Origin of the sequence: Tenacibaculum sp. Cn5-46, from assembly GCF_022347705.1 — a bacterium.
GTDB lineage: Bacteria > Bacteroidota > Bacteroidia > Flavobacteriales > Flavobacteriaceae > Polaribacter > Polaribacter aiptasiae.
On sequence record NZ_JAKRGD010000003.1, the window covers coordinates 348381 to 366132 of the forward strand.

Annotated in this window: 15 protein-coding genes; 8 read left to right on the forward strand and 7 right to left on the reverse strand. The window is 30.4% G+C overall.

Going from position 1 to position 17752, the window contains the following annotated elements:
* The first annotated feature begins 78 nt into the window (after positions 1–78).
* The 3 genes from MHN29_RS08260 to lysA all read left to right on the forward strand — a co-directional run bounded on the left by MHN29_RS08260 (position 79) and on the right by lysA (position 4006).
* Positions 79–1149 (forward strand): DUF3810 domain-containing protein, encoded by a 1071-nt coding sequence (locus MHN29_RS08260; RefSeq protein ID WP_235274032.1) that lies wholly within the window; start codon positions 79–81, stop codon positions 1147–1149.
* A gap of 65 nt (positions 1150–1214) precedes the next feature.
* Positions 1215–2453: a peptidase T gene (gene pepT / locus MHN29_RS08265; protein WP_150899191.1), complete on the forward strand. Its 1239-nt coding sequence runs from the start codon at positions 1215–1217 to the stop codon at positions 2451–2453.
* Between the two features lie 347 nt (positions 2454–2800).
* Positions 2801–4006 (forward strand): diaminopimelate decarboxylase, encoded by a 1206-nt coding sequence (gene lysA / locus MHN29_RS08270; protein ID WP_235274033.1) that lies wholly within the window; start codon positions 2801–2803, stop codon positions 4004–4006.
* Positions 4007–4234: 228 nt separating this feature from the next.
* Here the strand turns inward: lysA and MHN29_RS08275 are convergent, their stop codons facing one another.
* The 4 genes from MHN29_RS08275 to rpsF all read right to left on the reverse strand — a co-directional run bounded on the left by MHN29_RS08275 (position 4235) and on the right by rpsF (position 8671).
* Positions 4235–7462 carry a carboxypeptidase regulatory-like domain-containing protein gene (locus tag MHN29_RS08275; protein WP_235274034.1) on the reverse strand — a complete coding sequence of 1076 codons (3228 nt, stop codon included), beginning with the start codon at positions 7460–7462 and terminating at the stop codon, positions 4235–4237.
* A gap of 102 nt (positions 7463–7564) precedes the next feature.
* Positions 7565–8014 carry a 50S ribosomal protein L9 gene (rplI, locus tag MHN29_RS08280; RefSeq protein ID WP_235274035.1) on the reverse strand — a complete coding sequence of 150 codons (450 nt, stop codon included), beginning with the start codon at positions 8012–8014 and terminating at the stop codon, positions 7565–7567.
* 15 nt (positions 8015–8029) lie between these two features.
* Positions 8030–8326 carry a 30S ribosomal protein S18 gene (rpsR, locus tag MHN29_RS08285; protein ID WP_150899195.1) on the reverse strand — a complete coding sequence of 99 codons (297 nt, stop codon included), beginning with the start codon at positions 8324–8326 and terminating at the stop codon, positions 8030–8032.
* Positions 8327–8329: 3 nt separating this feature from the next.
* Entirely contained in the window at positions 8330–8671 is a 342-nt protein-coding gene (rpsF, locus tag MHN29_RS08290) for a 30S ribosomal protein S6 (protein ID WP_150899196.1), read from the reverse strand.
* Between the two features lie 134 nt (positions 8672–8805).
* Here rpsF and MHN29_RS08295 point away from each other — a divergent pair, with 134 nt between their 5' ends.
* Positions 8806–9702, forward strand: a complete 897-nt coding sequence (locus tag MHN29_RS08295) for a sterol desaturase family protein (protein ID WP_235274036.1) — start codon at positions 8806–8808, stop codon at positions 9700–9702.
* Between the two features lie 16 nt (positions 9703–9718).
* Here the strand turns inward: MHN29_RS08295 and MHN29_RS08300 are convergent, their stop codons facing one another.
* The 3 genes from MHN29_RS08300 to MHN29_RS08310 all read right to left on the reverse strand — a co-directional run bounded on the left by MHN29_RS08300 (position 9719) and on the right by MHN29_RS08310 (position 12191).
* Positions 9719–10774, reverse strand: coding sequence for a hypothetical protein (locus MHN29_RS08300; RefSeq protein ID WP_235274037.1), 1056 nt, complete (start codon positions 10772–10774; stop codon positions 9719–9721).
* 66 nt (positions 10775–10840) lie between these two features.
* A complete protein-coding gene (locus MHN29_RS08305) occupies positions 10841–11656 on the reverse strand; it encodes a hypothetical protein (protein WP_235274038.1) in 816 nt (271 codons plus the stop codon).
* Entirely contained in the window at positions 11631–12191 is a 561-nt protein-coding gene (locus tag MHN29_RS08310) for an RNA polymerase sigma factor (protein WP_235274039.1), read from the reverse strand. The genes MHN29_RS08305 and MHN29_RS08310 overlap by 26 nt, the downstream gene beginning before the upstream one ends.
* Positions 12192–12305: 114 nt before the next feature.
* Between MHN29_RS08310 and MHN29_RS08315 the strand changes: the two genes are divergently transcribed.
* The 4 genes from MHN29_RS08315 (at position 12306) to MHN29_RS08330 (ending at position 17720) form a co-directional block, all read left to right on the forward strand.
* The gene (locus MHN29_RS08315; RefSeq protein WP_235274040.1) at positions 12306–13304 is read left to right on the forward strand and encodes a hypothetical protein; all 999 of its coding nucleotides are present in this window, start codon (positions 12306–12308) and stop codon (positions 13302–13304) included.
* A 374-nt stretch (positions 13305–13678) separates the two neighbouring features.
* A complete protein-coding gene (locus MHN29_RS08320; RefSeq protein ID WP_150899201.1) occupies positions 13679–15895 on the forward strand; it encodes a bifunctional (p)ppGpp synthetase/guanosine-3',5'-bis(diphosphate) 3'-pyrophosphohydrolase in 2217 nt (738 codons plus the stop codon).
* A gap of 73 nt (positions 15896–15968) precedes the next feature.
* Positions 15969–16418 (forward strand): Fur family transcriptional regulator, encoded by a 450-nt coding sequence (locus MHN29_RS08325; protein WP_235274041.1) that lies wholly within the window; start codon positions 15969–15971, stop codon positions 16416–16418.
* 30 nt (positions 16419–16448) lie between these two features.
* The gene (locus MHN29_RS08330; RefSeq protein ID WP_235274042.1) at positions 16449–17720 is read left to right on the forward strand and encodes an adenylosuccinate synthase; all 1272 of its coding nucleotides are present in this window, start codon (positions 16449–16451) and stop codon (positions 17718–17720) included.
* The last annotated feature ends 32 nt before the right edge of the window (positions 17721–17752 follow it).

Genomic DNA, 17752 nt, shown 5'->3' on the forward strand with positions numbered 1-17752 from the left:
ATTTCTTTTTACACAAATTCGCCAATAAAATTGTTATTAACTTGTTGATAACGTTTCAACTTTCTTATTTTTGACACTATGAGGCACTCAAAAAAACATTTAATTCTAGCGTTAACTCTTCCATTTCAAATCATATTCATTCATTTTTTAAGTCAGCAAACGCAATGGATAGAACAATATTACAGTAATGGATTGTATCCTTATATTTCAAAATTCTTTAGAATTCTTCTAGGATGGCTTCCTTTTTCTTTTGGTGATGTACTTGGCTTCTTTTTATTGTTTTTATTTATCAAAGCTATTTATCGTTTGTTCAAAACCAAATTTAAATTCATACTACCTCAGTTAATCAAATTTGTTTCCATTTTAGCAGTTGTTTATGCTTGCTTTTATGCTTTTTGGGGATTGAATTATTTTCGCGAACCTTTAGCTAAAAACCTGAACTTGCAACAATCTACTTATACGACTGATGAGTTAGTTTCAACCACAAAAAAAATTGTTTCTGAATTAAATAGAATTCATTTGCTTATAACTAACAACGACTCTATTGAAGTGAAAGTACCTTATTCTCAAAAAGAAATTTACAAATTAGCACCTAGTGGTTATAATAAGTTAACTAAATCCTATCCACAGTTGGCTTATACAAATCCTTCTATTAAAAATTCTCTGGTAAGCTTATTTCAGTCATACAATACAACTTCAGGCTACATCAATCCAATAACAGGGGAAGCTCAAGTAAATGATATGATTCCTAAAACTGGTTATCCAGCCACTACTTGTCATGAAATGGCACATCAAATAGGTTGGGCTGCTGAAAATGATGCCAATTTTGTTGGCTTTTTGGCTTGCATAGCCAACGACGATTTATACTTTCAATACTCAGGTTACAGAATGGCATACAACTACTGTTTTGGTCAAATATATAAACGTGATAAAGAAATAGCACAGGAAATAAAAAAAACGGTAAACAAAGGAATCTATAAAGATTACCGAAATAGTTATTTACACTGGAAACAATATCAAAACCCTATTGAACCTTACTTTAAAAAAGGCTATAACTCTTATTTAAAAGCTAACAACCAAACAAAAGGAATTGATTCTTACAGCTATGTGGTAGACTTACTAATTGCATACTTTAAACAAGCAAATTAAACTTCAAATTTATTTATAAAATACTATTGAAATAGCTATTTTTGATGCTGATAAAATTAACAACAATGAACAAACAACATATTATTGATAGATTTGTAAAGTATGTAACTATTGATACTGAAAGTGATCCTAATAACCCTGCTTTTCCTAGTACTGAAAAACAATGGGATTTAGCTAGAGTTCTTGAAAAAGAATTGATAGAAATAGGAATGGAAGATGTTGAGTTAGATGAGAATTGTTATTTAATGGCAACATTGCCTAGTAATTTAGATTACGAAGTACCTACTATAGGTTTTGTAGCTCATATTGATACTAGTCCTGATTTTACTGGAGCTAATGTTAAGCCACAAATTCATGAAAACTACGACGGAAAAGACATCGTTTTAAACAAAGAAGAAAACATTGTTTTATCTCCTGATTATTTCGAAGACTTATTACAGTATAAAGGACAAACAATTATTACTACTGATGGTACTACTTTATTAGGTGCCGATGATAAAGCTGGTGTTACTGAAATTGTTTCTGCTATGGAATACTTAATTCAGCATCCAGAAATTAAGCATGGTAAAATTAGAGTTTGTTTCCCTCCTGATGAGGAAGTTGGTAAAGGTGCTCATATGTTTGATGTTGAAAAGTTTGGTGCACAGTGGGCATACACAATGGACGGTAGCCAAATTGGTGAGTTAGAATATGAAAACTTTAATGCTGCGGGAGCTAAAGTTACTATTGATGGTAAAATTGTACATCCTGGTTACGCAAAAGGTAAAATGATTAACTCTATGTTAATTGCTAATGAATACATTAATGCTTTACCTGAAGATGAAGTTCCTGAAAAAACTACTGGTTACGAAGGATTCTTTCACTTACACCACATGGAAGGTTCTGTTGAAAAAACAACATTACACTATATTGTAAGAGATCACGATATGGATCAATTCAATAACCGTAAAAAAGCCATGTTAGATTTAGCTGAAATATTAAATGCTAAAAGAGGTCAAAAATTAATTTCTGTTGATATTAAAGACCAATACTATAACATGAAAGAAAAAGTTACTCCTGTAATGTATATTGTTGATATTGCTGAGGAGGTGATGAAGGAAATGAACATTACTCCAATTATCAAACCTATTAGAGGAGGTACTGATGGCTCTCAATTATCTTACAAAGGTTTACCTTGTCCTAATATTTTTGCGGGTGGTCATAATTTCCACGGACGTTATGAATACGTACCTGTTGAAAGTATTATCAAAGCTAGTGAAGTAATTGTAGGTATTGCTCAAAAAGTAGCTACTAAATTCAAATAAATAGTATATATACTTAATTATAAAAATAAGAACTCTAGCAATAGCTAGAGTTTTTTATTTCTAAATCTATTTTTCAAAAAAAGAAAAGCTCTAGTGAAACACTAGAGCTTTAATTTAATGATATAATCACCCCTTAAAGAAAATATCATTTAACTGCGAAATAAATCCCCTACATTTATTTCACAACAAATATGTCTCTTTTTCAACACATTACATTAGGAAAACCCCCTTTTCAAGATATGTAAATAACCTTTTTTTCACAAAAAGAACAGATATGTTTATTTCTTATATATAATTTGTTAGCACAAACCCATTATCTAATTTTGAGGCATTAAATAATAATAAAAATGGATAGAAAAGCCTTATTAGAGTTAACTGGGAAGTATCAATCCCCACTTTACGTTTATGACACTGAAAAAATTATTAGTCAGTATAAAAAGATTACTGGTGCTTTTTCAAAGGTTAAGAACCTAAAAATAAACTATGCTGCGAAAGCTTTATCTAACATCAACATTTTAAAGGTTTTTAATTCTTTAAAAAGTGGATTGGATACTGTTTCTATTCAAGAAGTAAAACTTGGCTTAAAAGCTGGTTTTGCTCCTGAAAACATTATTTATACACCTAATGGAGTTTCTTTACAAGAAATTGAAGACGTTGCCAAATTAGGTATTCAAATAAACATTGATAACTTATCTATACTTGAGTTATTTGGACAAAAACATCCTAAAGTACCTGTTTGTATTCGTATTAACCCACACATTATGGCTGGAGGAAATAGCAAAATTTCTGTAGGTCATATTGATTCTAAATTTGGTATTTCAATTCACCAAGTACCACACATTAAAAGAGTGGTAGAAAATACGGGAATGCGCATAAATGGTGTGCATATGCATACTGGATCTGATATTTTAGACATTGATACTTTTTTAAGAGCATCAGAAATATTATTCAATACAGCTAAAGAATTTGATAATATTGATTTTATTGATTTTGGAAGTGGTTTTAAAGTTCCATATAAAGAAGGTGATATTTCTACAAATATTGAAGAGTTAGGTAAAAAGCTTTCACAACGTTTCAATAGCTTTTGTAAAGAATACGGTAAAGATGTCACTCTAATGTTTGAACCAGGTAAATTCTTGGTAAGTGAAGCAGGGTACTTTTTAGCTAAGGTTAATGTTATAAAACAAACAACTTCTACTGTTTTTGCGGGTATTGATAGTGGTTTAAACCATTTGATTCGTCCTATGTTTTATAATTCTTACCATCATATAGAAAACATTTCTAATCCAAAAGGAAGAGAACGTTTTTATAGCATTGTTGGTTATATATGTGAATCTGATACTTTTGGTTCTAACAGAAGAATTAATGAAATTTCAGAAGGAGACATTTTATGCTTCCACAATGCAGGAGCTTATTGTTATTCAATGGCTTCAAATTACAATTCGAGATACAGACCTGCTGAGGTTATGATTTATAAGGGGAAAGATTACTTAATAAGAAAAAGAGAAACTTTTGAGGACATCTTAAAAAACCAAGTAGAAGTATCTGTATAAATAAAAACTCTGACTTTAGAAGTCAGAGTTTTTTTAAAATATAATCAACCCCTCAAAGACTATATCTTAAAACGTTGTAATAAAGTCCCCTATCTTTATTAACTGATACAAATATGAAACTTTTTTTTAATTAAATTCATAGGTAAAACCCCCTTTATTAATAAATTTCATTGAAAAAAATAAAAAAACCTCCATGAAATGAAGGTTTCTGTCGTTAAACTGCATCTTTTAAAAGATGTATCGCAATCCTAGTTGCATTTGCCAACGAGAATTTAAGCTCGTATCATATACAAATGTTTCTGTTAAATTTGGATTAAATGAGTATGTTGGTGCTTGAGTATAATCAGGAACATAGTTTGCTGGATTGGTATTTGCTGGATTTACATCTGGAAATCTTACTCCAACTGGCTGTACATTTCCTACTTGTTGAACAACTCCCCAATCTGAATTAATTAAATTACCTACATTTAATATATCTAAACTTACTTGAATCGTATTTTGCTTATTTTCTGAAACATTAAAATTAAAATCTTGTAAGATTTTTAAATCCCATCTTCCTCTCCACGGTGCTAATGCTCCATACCTTTCTACAAACTGACCTCTTCTTGAGCTTAAGTACTCATCTTGGTTTATATAAGCTTCAAAAGCTGTAGCTTCAGCTGCTGAAGCAAAATTCATTTGAGTTAATTCTGATGCAGTTGGAACATATAATAAATCATTTAATGCAGAACCATCATTATTGATATCTCCTCCATATGTATAATTAAATCTTCCTCCTTTAGCATACTCAAAGAATGTAGAAATAGTGGTTGCGTATTTACCTCCACCATAATTAAACTTCTTAGAAGCTACACCAATAATTCTATGAGTATCTCCATATTTAGAGAAAGCTAATACATCGTTATTTGCATTCCCTACTACTGGATTAAAGGCAAAAGCATCTCCTGTAATTTCTGCCTCTATTGAATTTACATCTTTTGAATTTAAATAACTATAAGCAACGTTGGCATACAATCCGTTTTCAAAAGTCTTTTCTATTTTAAATGAAGCATTGAAAGTTCTCCCTTTATCTGAATTTGTAAATACATAGGCATTGTTTCCTTTATCTGAATTTGCATAAATCTCTCTGTTTCCTGTACCTACTCCTTGTAATGTTCCTGTTGGATTACGCAATCCCCAATTTTGAACATGCGCTCCATTAATATCTTTAGTATATGCAATATCACCAGAAATTACATAACCACTTTCAAATTTATAGTCTGCTCCAATATTAGTTCTCCATACTTGTGGAAATTTAAAATCTGGATCTACCATTTGATAGAAAAACACATTAGGATTCGCTATTTGGTTTCCTAACCATACAAAAGGTAAACGTCCTGTAAACACACCTGTTCCACCTCTTAATTGTAATGTTTTATCTCCTTTTGCGTCCCAATTAAATCCAAATCTAGGTGACACTAACCATTGATTGGTTGGCATTTTTCTGTTATCTAATCTTACTGTTTCTCCTGTATTTGGATTAAAATAATCTATATTAGGAGCAAAACAACATGCATTATCTATTACATCCTGTGCTTTCTCTGCAGTATCGAAAAATAATGGCTTATCAAATCTAATTCCGTAAGTCAATTTAAGGTTATCATTAACTTCCCACTCATCTTGAACATAAAACGCTAATTGACCTACATTAGTTTCCGCTAACGCCCAACCTCCAGGGTTTCCTATACCTGCACTATTTAAAGCATTATGAGCTGAAATTGCACCGTTAAATTGTGTTTGAAAATTTGCAACTAATGCTGCTTCTGCTGTTGGGTTTCCTACAGTATTTCTAAAGTCTGATATGCTTCCTGTTGGGAAAAATACTCCTTGTGCACCATAAACACCTAAATTGAATGAATTATCAAATTGAAACTTTTCAAAAGAAAAACCTACCGTAAACGTATGGTCTCCTTTAAAGAAATTCATGTTGTTAGTTAATTGAAATACTTTTTGATCTAATTTATTGTGAATTGAGAACGGTTCGTGTCCTGCAATAATATAATTTGAACTTCCTGTATCATCTAAAATACTTATCGATGGTGCTGGTGAAGATAATGCGTTTCTGAAATCATCAAAATGTGTATACCCTATTTGCAATTTATTTGTTGTTTCATCATTAAAAGATGAATTTAACTCTACTAAGAAAGAGTTTATATTGTTATTGATTTCATATCCTGCATTTTCAAACTGTAAAGTAGTTGCACTTGGTCCTCTAAACCCTAATGCTGTTGGATGAGCTGGTTTCTCTTTTTCAGCTCTTAAAAAGTTATAAATAAAAGCTAAACGATGTTTCTTATTTATATTCCAATCTAATTTAAAAATACCTTTTGTTGATTTAGAATCGTATGTAAAACCTTTATAAGCTCCCGTATTGTAAAATACATTTCCGCCATTAGCATCTTGCCCTACTACAACTTGAGATAGTATATTTTGAACTAACTGTAAATCTGATTCTAAAACTCTTGATTCACTAATTCCTCCACTTCCAGTATTTGGCGTCCACCCAGCAGTTCCTAGGTCCGTACGATCATCTTTTTCAAAGTTTGCGAAAAAGAATAATTTATTTTTGATAATTGGACCTCCTAAACTTACTCCATATTGCGCTTGATTTAATTTAGGTTTTACCACCGACTGTCCTTTAATTTCACCTCCAGTCATGTCTTCATTTCTATAAAAACCATAAACTGTCCCTTTAAATTCATTCGTACCACTTTTTGTTACTGCATTTACAGATGCCCCTGTAAATCCTGATAATGTTACATCATAAGGTGCAGTAGATACAGAAATTTGCTCTATTGCATCTAATGAAACTGGTTGTGAATCTGTTTGTCCTCCTGGTGTTGCTGCATCTAATCCGAATGGATTATTAAAAATAGAACCATCTAAAGAAAAATTATTGAACTGGTCATTTCTTCCCCCAAAAGAATTACCACTTGCTGTTGGTTCTAATCGCGTAAAATCAGAAGCTGAACGCGATATTGTTGGTAATGTTTTTAATTGAACTGAGCTTACACTAGTTTGCGCTCCTGTTCGATCATTATTAAATATTTTACTTTTAGAAGCTGATATAACAACTTCATCTAACTGCTCTCCGTCTTCTGATAATTTACCATCAATATTGGTTGTTTTACCTAAAGTTAGAAATACATTATTTACTTCTTGAGATTTGAAGCCCACATAACTAAACGTAACTTTATATGGCCCTCCTACCCTTAAGTTTGGTATTGTATATCTTCCATTATCTTGAGCTACTGCTCCAGATACGGTACCCGTCGGTACATGAAGTATTACAATGTTTGCCCCGAATAACGGTTCCCCTTGGTTATCGGTTACTGTCCCCTTTATTTTAGATGTTGTTACCTGAGAAAAAACAGATACACTTAGTAAAATAAAAGAAAATAAAATCAATTTCTTCATAATAGTACTAATTTTCATTAAGTTATCTCTCAAATTTACGCAATAAAAAAATCCGCTCAACAGAGCGGATTCATACTTTATTAACATGTATTTAACAATAAATTACTTTTCAGCAACTACTTCAAACACGATGTCAGCTACAACAGTTCTGTGTAAACGTACAGCAGCGTTGTATTTTCCTAATCTTTTTACGTTTCCTCCAGTAACTTTGATAAACTTCTTATCAATCTCAGTACCAGCTTTAGCTAAAGCTTCAGCAACATCAATGTTATTTACTGATCCGAATAATTTATCACCAGAACCTACTTTAGAAGCTATCTTTAACTCATAACCTTTAACAGTATCAGCTAATTTAGTAGCATCTTCAATTAATTTAGCTTCTTTAAAAGCACGTTGCTTTAAGTTTTCAGCTAATACTTTTTTAGCTGAAGAAGTAGCTAAAACAGCATATCCTTGAGGAATTAGGTAGTTACGACCATAACCATTCTTAACAGTTACAACATCATCTTTAAAACCTAAATTTTCTACGTCTTGTTTTAATATCAATTCCATGTTTCTGCTTCTTTATTATTTTAATAAATCACCAACGTATGGCATTAATGCTAAGTGACGAGCTCTTTTGATAGCTTGTGCAACTTTACGTTGATATTTTAATGATGTTCCTGTTAAACGTCTCGGTAAAATTTTACCTTGCTCGTTTACTAAATACATTAAGAAGTCAGCGTCTTTGTAATCGATATACTTAATACCGTTCTTTTTAAAACGACAGTACTTTGCTTCTTTTTTTGTATCAATATCAAGTGGAGTTAAGTAACGTACTTCTCCTTGCTTGCTTCCTTTTGCTTGTTGATCTATTGATGCCATTTCTTACTTTTTTGCAGATTTAACACGTTCTCTTCTCTTCTCAGCCCACGCTGCAGCATGCTTGTCTAACTTTACAGTTAAATAACGCATAACGCTATCATCTCTTCTGAATTCTAATTCAAAAGGAGCGATTGCTTCACCTGCTACTTTGTAGTCGAATAAATGGTAAAAACCACTTTTTTTCTTTTCAATTGGGTATGCTAATTTTTTCAATCCCCAATCTTCTTTAGAAATCATCTCTGCACCTTTAGAAAGTAAATAGTCCTCAAACTTTTTTACTGTCTCCTTTATCTGAGTTTCAGATAAAACGGGATTCAAAATGAAAACAGTTTCGTAATGATTCATAATTAAATTGTTTAAAATTTATTTTTAAGCCTGCAAATATACTTCTTTTACTTCTAATAAAAAAGCAAAATTACTCTTTAATTAAACGCTTCATTTTTAGTATGTTTGTTAGGTAACAAAAACTCTTCATTTCTATGCAAATACCAGATCTTCCTAATTTAATCCATTATGCCATTCCTTTTTTTATCCTTACTATTATCATAGAAGTAATTTTAACTGTAAAAATAAAACTAGAAGATTATGAGTTTAAAGATGCTATGACATCTATTACTATGGGATTAGGAAATGTTTTTATTGGTTTATTTACCAAAGCATTAATATTAGGGTTCTTTACTTTTTTATATAAGTATCGTGTATTTACTATTCCTTTTACATGGTGGGCTTGGTTTATATTACTTTTTGCTGAAGATTTTATTTATTATTGGAATCATAGAATTGCTCATGAAAGTCGTTTATTTTGGGCTAGCCATGTAGTTCATCACTCTTCTACAAAATATAACTTAAGTACTGCCTTGCGACAAACTTGGTCTGGAAGCTTTTATACTTTTATTTTCTGGGCACCTTTGCCTCTATTGGGTTTTCATCCTATAATGATTTTAATGCAAATGAGCATTAGTTTGTTATATCAATACTGGATTCATACTGAATTGATTGACAAGCTACCTAAATGGTTTGAAGCTATTTTCAACACACCTAGTCATCATAGAGTACATCATGCTACAAATCCTCAATATTTAGATAGAAATCATGCAGGTATATTTATCATATGGGATAAGCTCTTAGGAACTTTTGAACCAGAAGTTGAAAAACCTGTTTATGGTTTGGTTAGTAATATTAATACTCATAATCCTATTAAAGTTGCCTTTATTGAATGGTATTATATGTTAAGAGATGTTTTTACGAGTAAAACAAGCTTTAGTAAAAAAGTTTTATACCTTTTTAAACCTCCTGGATGGAAACACGACGGAAGTGGGAAACTTTCCTATCATTTACGACAAGAATGGGAAAAGAATAAAAAAGGAGATGTTTAAAACATCTCCTTTTTTATTAATTAATATCAAATCGAACTCCTAATGAAATATTTCTTGTACTAGTTCCTTTAAACAATGGGTTTAAATCGTACTTAGCATATAAACCACAACCTTTGTAAGATGCATAGGCACTTAATCCATAGTTTATAACATTGGTATTAAAACCTGCTTTTTGTACTTCTTCTACTTTTACACCTTGAGCATTTCTATATTCTAAATATTGGCGTGTTCCTAATTTGAATCCGAAAAAGCCTCCTATTCCAAACTGAAATGAATCATGTGTATTATCTATAACTTCTTTATCGGAATTGGTCTTATTCTTAGATAAATCAAGTTCTATATGCATTGGAAAAGTCATTTGTACATGCCTTAATCTACTTTCTGAAAGATTATTAATATGCGTATTTAAAACAGTCTGATCTCCATTAACCACATGATATTGATTGTTTTTTGCTCTCAGATTATTCCATAAGAATGAAATTCCATATTTGAAGTATAATTTTGATGGATCCTTAGAAAAACGTGTTTTCCAAGTAAAACCTAACTCATAAAAATGCGATTGCCAAAACTTATAATTAGAATCGTTTAAAGAACTAAACTCATTATTAGTCAACACATTATTTACTCCCATAGCAAAAACAAACTGTGTGGTAGTTCTTTTATCTCGCTTCTTTTTCTTTCTTCTTTCTGTTTCTCCTAAAAACTTAAATTTTGCTCCCCCTACTCTGAAAACAAAACTTTCATCTTCTTCAGAGTTACTAGCTATTCTTCCATTGGTTTTATCTTGTACTAGTTGTTGTAACTTACGTTCTTGTACACTTACTCTAGTTTCAATACGAGTTGCATGTAACTCTGCTGCTTCTTTTTTTAATTTTTTAGCATCTTCTTGAGTTATTATTTTCTTCTCTAACTTGTCATTAATTGACTTTACTTTTAGTTTTAAGCTATCTTTTTCTTGCTTTGTTATTTTCTCTATTTTTTTTGCAATTTTACTTACTTCTTCTTCAAAATTTTTCTCTTGAGAATGGGCAATAGTTGTTACAAACAACACTAATAGTAGTATTCTTTTCATTTTTTTATTTTTAAATTAAACAGGTATTAACTTGGAAGTTTAATTATCGATAATTAATAAGCGCTTTTATTTATTTCTATCTGCAATTGCAACAATTACATCAGATAATTTTAATTTTAATTTACTCATGAAGTCTTGCTTAAAATCAGACTCTTGTATGCTAAGCTCAACTTCTGCTAGAATAGTTTCTGGATTTATTTTTAGATTAGATTTTGTTAATTCGTCTTGTATCACATCTAAAACATCTTCCCTATTTATTTCATACTTTGCATAATACTCTTTAACTTCTTCTGGCGAGTGCGTTACTGCATATAATAAATAATCACTATTTACTTTTATTCGTGATTTAACTTTTTGTTCAGGCTTATTTTTCTCTCCTTCTTTAGTTATAGATTTATCAACATTAGGCAGAGGTATTTTTACTTCTTTTAGTTCTTCCTTTACAGTATTAGCAATCAAATTTCCCTTTAAAACACGACTTTTTTTTATGCTCTCTTTTTTAACTTTTTTAGAAATTTCTTTCTTTTTTAAACCTTCATCTATAAGGTTTGCTACAGCTTTTTCATTTACTACTTCTTCTTTGATGTTTACTTCATCTATTTTGAAAGTATCTAAAGGAGCTTCTACAATAGTTTCATTATTAGGAATAATATGCTGATCATCACTTAAAGTTCCTTGATATAGTATACCAATACTAACTAATAAAATAACACTAGCTACATAACTTAAAAGTTGAATTCTCTTCTTCTTCTTTCGAGCCTTTTCTTGATCTAACTGAATACTTAAACGTTCCCAAGCTGAAGCTGATGGTTTCAGTTCTCTGTTTTTCAGTTTATCTTTTATATTTCTATCAATATTATTTGCTTGCATCTTTAATTTCATTCATTTTTATATAACTCTCCTGCAAATATTTACGTGCTTTAAATAATTGAGATTTTGATGTCCCTTCTGAAATATTCAGTTTTTTTGATATCTCAGAATGTTTATATCCTTCTATTGCATATAAATTAAAAACTAACTTATATCCTTCTGGTAATTGATCTATTAACTTTTGAATATCTTCAACTGAAGTATTTTCTAAACTTTCCGTTGCTGCATCATTAAATACAAAATCTTCTTCTGCTAACTGAATTGGATTTTTTTTCCTTAAATAAGTAAGACAAGTATTTACCATTATTCTACGAATCCAACCTTCAAAACTTCCTTTGTTTTTAAACTTATTTAAATTAGTAAAAACCTTAAAAAAACCTTGTAACATCAAATCTTCTGCATGATGTATATCTTTTACATATTGCCTACACACACCTAACATTTTAGGTGAAAACTGTTCAAATAAAGCCTGTTGCGCTTCTCTATCGTCTTTTCTAGCTTTTTTTATCAGTTCTGCTTGCTGATTATGTAAATGAATAATTTTCAATTCAAATTCTCGATTTTGCGTCCTTACAAATATATAGACTACAGATTTTTAAAAATGGTTGCTCGTTTATATATTTTTTGTTTTTTTGTTTTAAATTTTCAAAAAAAAGGAACTATGAAACTACCTAAAAACATCAAACCTATTAGTTTATTTTTACTAAGATTACTTTGTAAATACTATTTAGCCTATTACTTATTCTCATATGCCTTTGCTAAAATTTTAAAAACACAATTCAGTTTTGGACCAGTTTGGGGTGCTGATTATAATGTAAGTAATTATAATGGTTTTATGCTTACTTGGTACTACTATGGATACTCAAGAACATATGGGTTAATAATTGCTGGTAGCCAAATCTTAGCTGGAATATTAATACTATTTAGAAGAACAGAACGTATTGGTGTTATTTTACTTTTATCTTTTATGGTAAATATTCTACTAGTAAATATTTTTTATGAAATAGCTTTTGGTGCTATGGTTATGGCTATTACACTAACAGTTATGGGATTGTTCTTGTTAATTTCAGATTGGCAAGGCTTTAAAAACTATTTCTTTAAAATCCCTAGTAATAAAGAAAACTCATTGGATAATCTACCTAAAATATTTACCAAATATTACTGGCTACCTTTTTTAATACTTCCTATATTACTTTACATTAGATATGATTATATAAATGATCTTGCTAAAAAATATGACAAAACAAACGAGTTGGTTGGCGTTTGGAAAGTTATAGAAAACAAACCTTCACAAGAGCTGTTTAAAATATACTTTGACAAAAGAAGTAGTATTAAAATTAAAGACTTTGATAGAAAAATATATTATGGTAGCTACTCTTTAAATGATAGTTTAAAATCTTTTAGTTATAAAATTAAACATTCTACTGAGGTAGGAGCATTTAAAGTTCAGGACAGTTTAAATAAAATGAATTTGCACAAAGACAGTATTAAACCTTATAGAAAAAAACTGATTGAGCACTATAATAAAGAAATGAATATAATAGAACTTGAAAGTAAATTCAATTATTCTATAAAAAAGGATACTTTAACCTTAACTGATAGTCTAGGTGTAAAACAATACTTTTTAAATATAACAAAAGAATATCCTGCCTTAAAATAAACACCTGTTTTTTGTAAATAAAGAATCTCCGACTTTAAATAAAGTAGGAGATTCATATATCACACTTGAATGATATCCAGGGGTACTTTATATATAGCAAAGTTTTATACCACTGAATTATAATACAAATGTATGCCTTTATATTAAAACGATGTATAGGAAAAACACTTGTTATTTATAAGTCCTACCCTTTTTTTCAACTCTTTTTCAAGCATTTAACCTTCTGAACATAAAACTCTTTACTTATTTATTCAAAAACCTATAAATAATCAAGGTTTAATTAGCTTTAAACATTTCCTTCTAAAACTTGCTCAGTATGTTTGTTTATACTACTTTTATTTTGAAACATATTCATTCAAAAGAGTTTTAAGTGTATGAGTTATAATGCAACGATAGAAGAAGAAAACAAAGAAATAGCTAACAGGTACAAAGATTTATTAAAAGGGACCTATCAAACTTTATCTGATGAAGATAAAAAATTAATACGTAAAGCTTTTGATATAGCTGTTGAAGCACATTCCGAGCAACGTAGAAAAACTGGTGAACCTTATATTTATCACCCTATTGCTGTAGCTAAAATTGTGGCTGATGAAATTGGACTTGGTGCAACTTCTATTGCTGCTGCTTTGCTTCATGATGTAGTTGAAGATACACATTATACGATTAACGATATGGAGCGCTTGTTTGGCGAAAACATTGCGCGAATAGTTAGTGGACTTACCAAAATATCTAATTTAAAGAAAGAGCAAGATTATTCTATACAAGCTGAGAATTTTAGAAAAATGCTACTTACCTTACATGATGATGTAAGAGTTATTTTAATTAAGATTGCCGACAGATTGCACAACATGCAAACCATGGACGCAATGCCAGCTCATAAGCAAGTAAAGATTGCTTCTGAAACTCTATATATCTATGCTCCATTGGCACATAGATTAGGTCTATATAATATCAAAACGGAATTAGAAGACCTAGGTTTAAAATATACTGAACCAGATGTATACAAGGATATTTTAAATAAAATTAAAGATAGTAAAGAAGAACAGCAAAAGTATATAGATACTTTTACAGGTATTTTAAAAGAAGCCTTAGATAAAGAAGGTTTTAAATATGACATTAAAGGACGTTTTAAATCAATTTTTTCTATTCGAAGAAAAATGCGAAAGCAAAATGTAACTTTTGATGAAGTGTATGATAAATTTGCTATTAGAATTATTTACGAACCTAGTTCTGGTGATGAAAAATTTGATGCTTGGAAAATATACTCTATTGTAACAGATTTCTTTAAACCCAACCCTGCTCGTTTGCGAGATTGGATTTCTCAACCAAAATCAACAGGATATGAAGCTTTACACATTACCGTTATTGGTCCAGAAGCTAAATGGGTTGAAGTACAAGTTCGTTCTGAAAGAATGGATGAAATTGCTGAAAAAGGATATGCTGCTCACTTTAAATACAAACAAGGAGCTGTAAAAGAAAACGGTCTTGAAGGGTGGTTAAACCGTTTAAAAGAGACTTTAGAAAATCAAAGTTTAGATGCAGTAGATTTTGTTGAAGATTTTAAGCTGAATCTATATGCAAAAGAAATATACGTATTTACACCTAAAGGAGATTTAAAATCACTTCCAAAAGGAGCCTCTGCTTTAGATTTTGCTTTTTCTGTACACACCGATGTGGGTTTAAAATGTAGAGGTGCAAAAGTAAATGGTAAATTAGTTCCATTAAGCTACGAACTTAAAAGTGGTGATCAGGTAGAAGTACTTACTGCTAGTAACAATAAACCCAATGTTCGTTGGTTAGATTTTGTCTTAACTGCAAGAGCCCGTACTAAAATTAAGTCTGCTTTAAAAGCCGAAGAAAAGAAAATAGCCGAAGAAGGAAAAGCTATATTACTTAGAAAGCTTCGTCATTTAAAAATTGGTTCCAGTGAAAAAGTTATTCACGAGCTAGCTGGTTATTTTGGATTAAAAACTAGTTTCGATTTATTTTTCAGAGTTGGTAACGGAGCCATAGATAATACTCAATTAAAAGAATTTGTTGCGCAAAGAAGTGGGCTTATCATGGGCTTCATTAAAAATACTTTCCGCCGTAACCCTTCTAAAAACATTTCAGAAAAAGAAGAAGTTACTAACAAATTTGACGCTTTAGTTTTTGGTAAAGAAGAACAAACTTTAGATTATACAATTGCTAAATGCTGTTCCCCTATTCCTGGTGATAAAGTTTTTGGTTTTGTAACTATTAATGAAGGAATCAAAATTCATAAAAACGATTGTCCAAATGCTATTTCATTACAATCAAACTATGCTTACAGAATTATGTCTGCAAAATGGATTGATTCTACCAAACAAGAGTTTACAGCAATTTTACATTTATCTGGTATTGATAATAAAGGAATTGTAAATAATATTACCAGAATCATTTCAAACAGTATGGATGTATTTATTCATACAATTAATATTTCTGGAGACGATGGTGTGTTTGAAGGAAAGCTATCGTTGAGTGTAAAAAACAAATCACAATTAACCAAACTAATAGACAATATGAAAAAGGTAGATGGTGTTCAAAAAGTAGAGCGTGTTAATACTTTGTAAATATCATTTTAACATCCTTGTTTTTTTATCAAGAAATAACTGTAAATTTGTCTTTTCGTAAATTTTAAACTAAATGAGTAATTCAGCAGAAAATCAAGAAATTGTAAAAAAAGTTTTCACTTCTTTCTTAGAAGAAAATAAGCATCGTAAAACACCTGAACGTTATGCTATTTTGCAAGAAATATATGATGCTGATGAACATTTTGATATTGAATCTTTATATATCAAAATGAAAAACAAAAACTATCGTGTAAGTAGAGCAACTCTTTACAACACAATGGATTTATTATTAGACTGTGGATTGGTACGTAAGCATCAATTTGACGGGCAATCTATGGCTCGTTATGAAAAAAGTTATTTTGATAAAAACCATGACCATGTAATACTTACAGATTCTGGAGAAGTAAAAGAATTTTGCGACCCTAGAATTCAAATTATCAAAAAAACAATTGAAGATGTTTTTGATATCGATATCCACAACCATTCACTTTATTTCTACGGAACAAAAAGAAACACAAAATAACAACAACAAACACACTTAACAACACACTAAATGGCAGTAGATTTATTACTCGGACTACAATGGGGAGACGAGGGAAAAGGTAAGATTGTAGACGTTCTTACAAAAAACTACGATATTATTGCACGTTTTCAAGGAGGGCCAAACGCTGGTCATACTTTAATTTTTGATGGAAACAAACACGTTTTACATACAATTCCTTCAGGAATTTTTCATGAAACAGCTTTAAACGTAGTGGGTAACGGAGTTGTAATTGACCCTGTTATCTTTAAAAAAGAACTAGAAAATTTAGACGTTCATAACATTGATTACACTTCTAAATTATTAATTTCTAGAAAAGCACATTTAATTTTACCTACGCATAGACTACTAGACGCTGCTTCTGAAACTTCAAAAGGAAAAGCTAAAATTGGTTCTACCTTAAAAGGAATTGGTCCTACTTACATGGACAAAACTGGTAGAAACGGTATGCGAGTTGGAGATTTAGAACTAGACAACTGGAAAGAAAAATATAGAGCATTAACTCAAAAGCATATTAATATGCTTAATTATTTTGATGTTCAAATTGATTATGACTTAGATGAATTAGAAGCTGAATTTGATTTAGGTATTCAAAAACTAAAAACATTACAGTTTATTGATTCTGAAGAGTTTTTAAATAAAGCTATTAAAGAAGGTAAAACTATTTTAGCAGAAGGAGCACAAGGTTCATTATTAGATATTGATTTTGGAACTTATCCTTTTGTAACTTCTTCTAATACTACTGCTGCTGGTGCTTGTACTGGTTTAGGAGTAGCTCCAAATAGAATTAGTGAAGTATTCGGAATTTTTAAAGCTTATACAACACGTGTTGGTTCTGGACCTTTCCCTACCGAATTATTCGATGAGGATGGTGCTACAATGGCTAAAGTAGGTCATGAATTTGGAGCAACAACAGGACGTCCTCGTCGTTGTGGGTGGCTAGATTTAGTAGCTTTAAAATATGCTGTTGATGTAAACGGTGTTACTCAATTAATGATGATGAAAGGAGATGTTCTTTCTGGGTTTGATACTTTAAAAGTATGTACATCATACAACTATAAAGGAGAAAAAATAGAACACTTACCATATAACATAGAACCTGAAAACGTATCTGTAAACTATACTGAGTTTAAAGGATGGGAAGATGATTTAACTAAAATGACTTCAGCAGATCAATTACCTAAAAATTTACTAGACTATGTTGCTTTTATTGAAAAAGAAACTGGAGTTCCTGTAAAAATTGTTTCTGTAGGTCCTGATAGAAAACAAACAATTAATAGATAAACAAAAAGGAGTTCTTTAAAGAACTCCTTTTT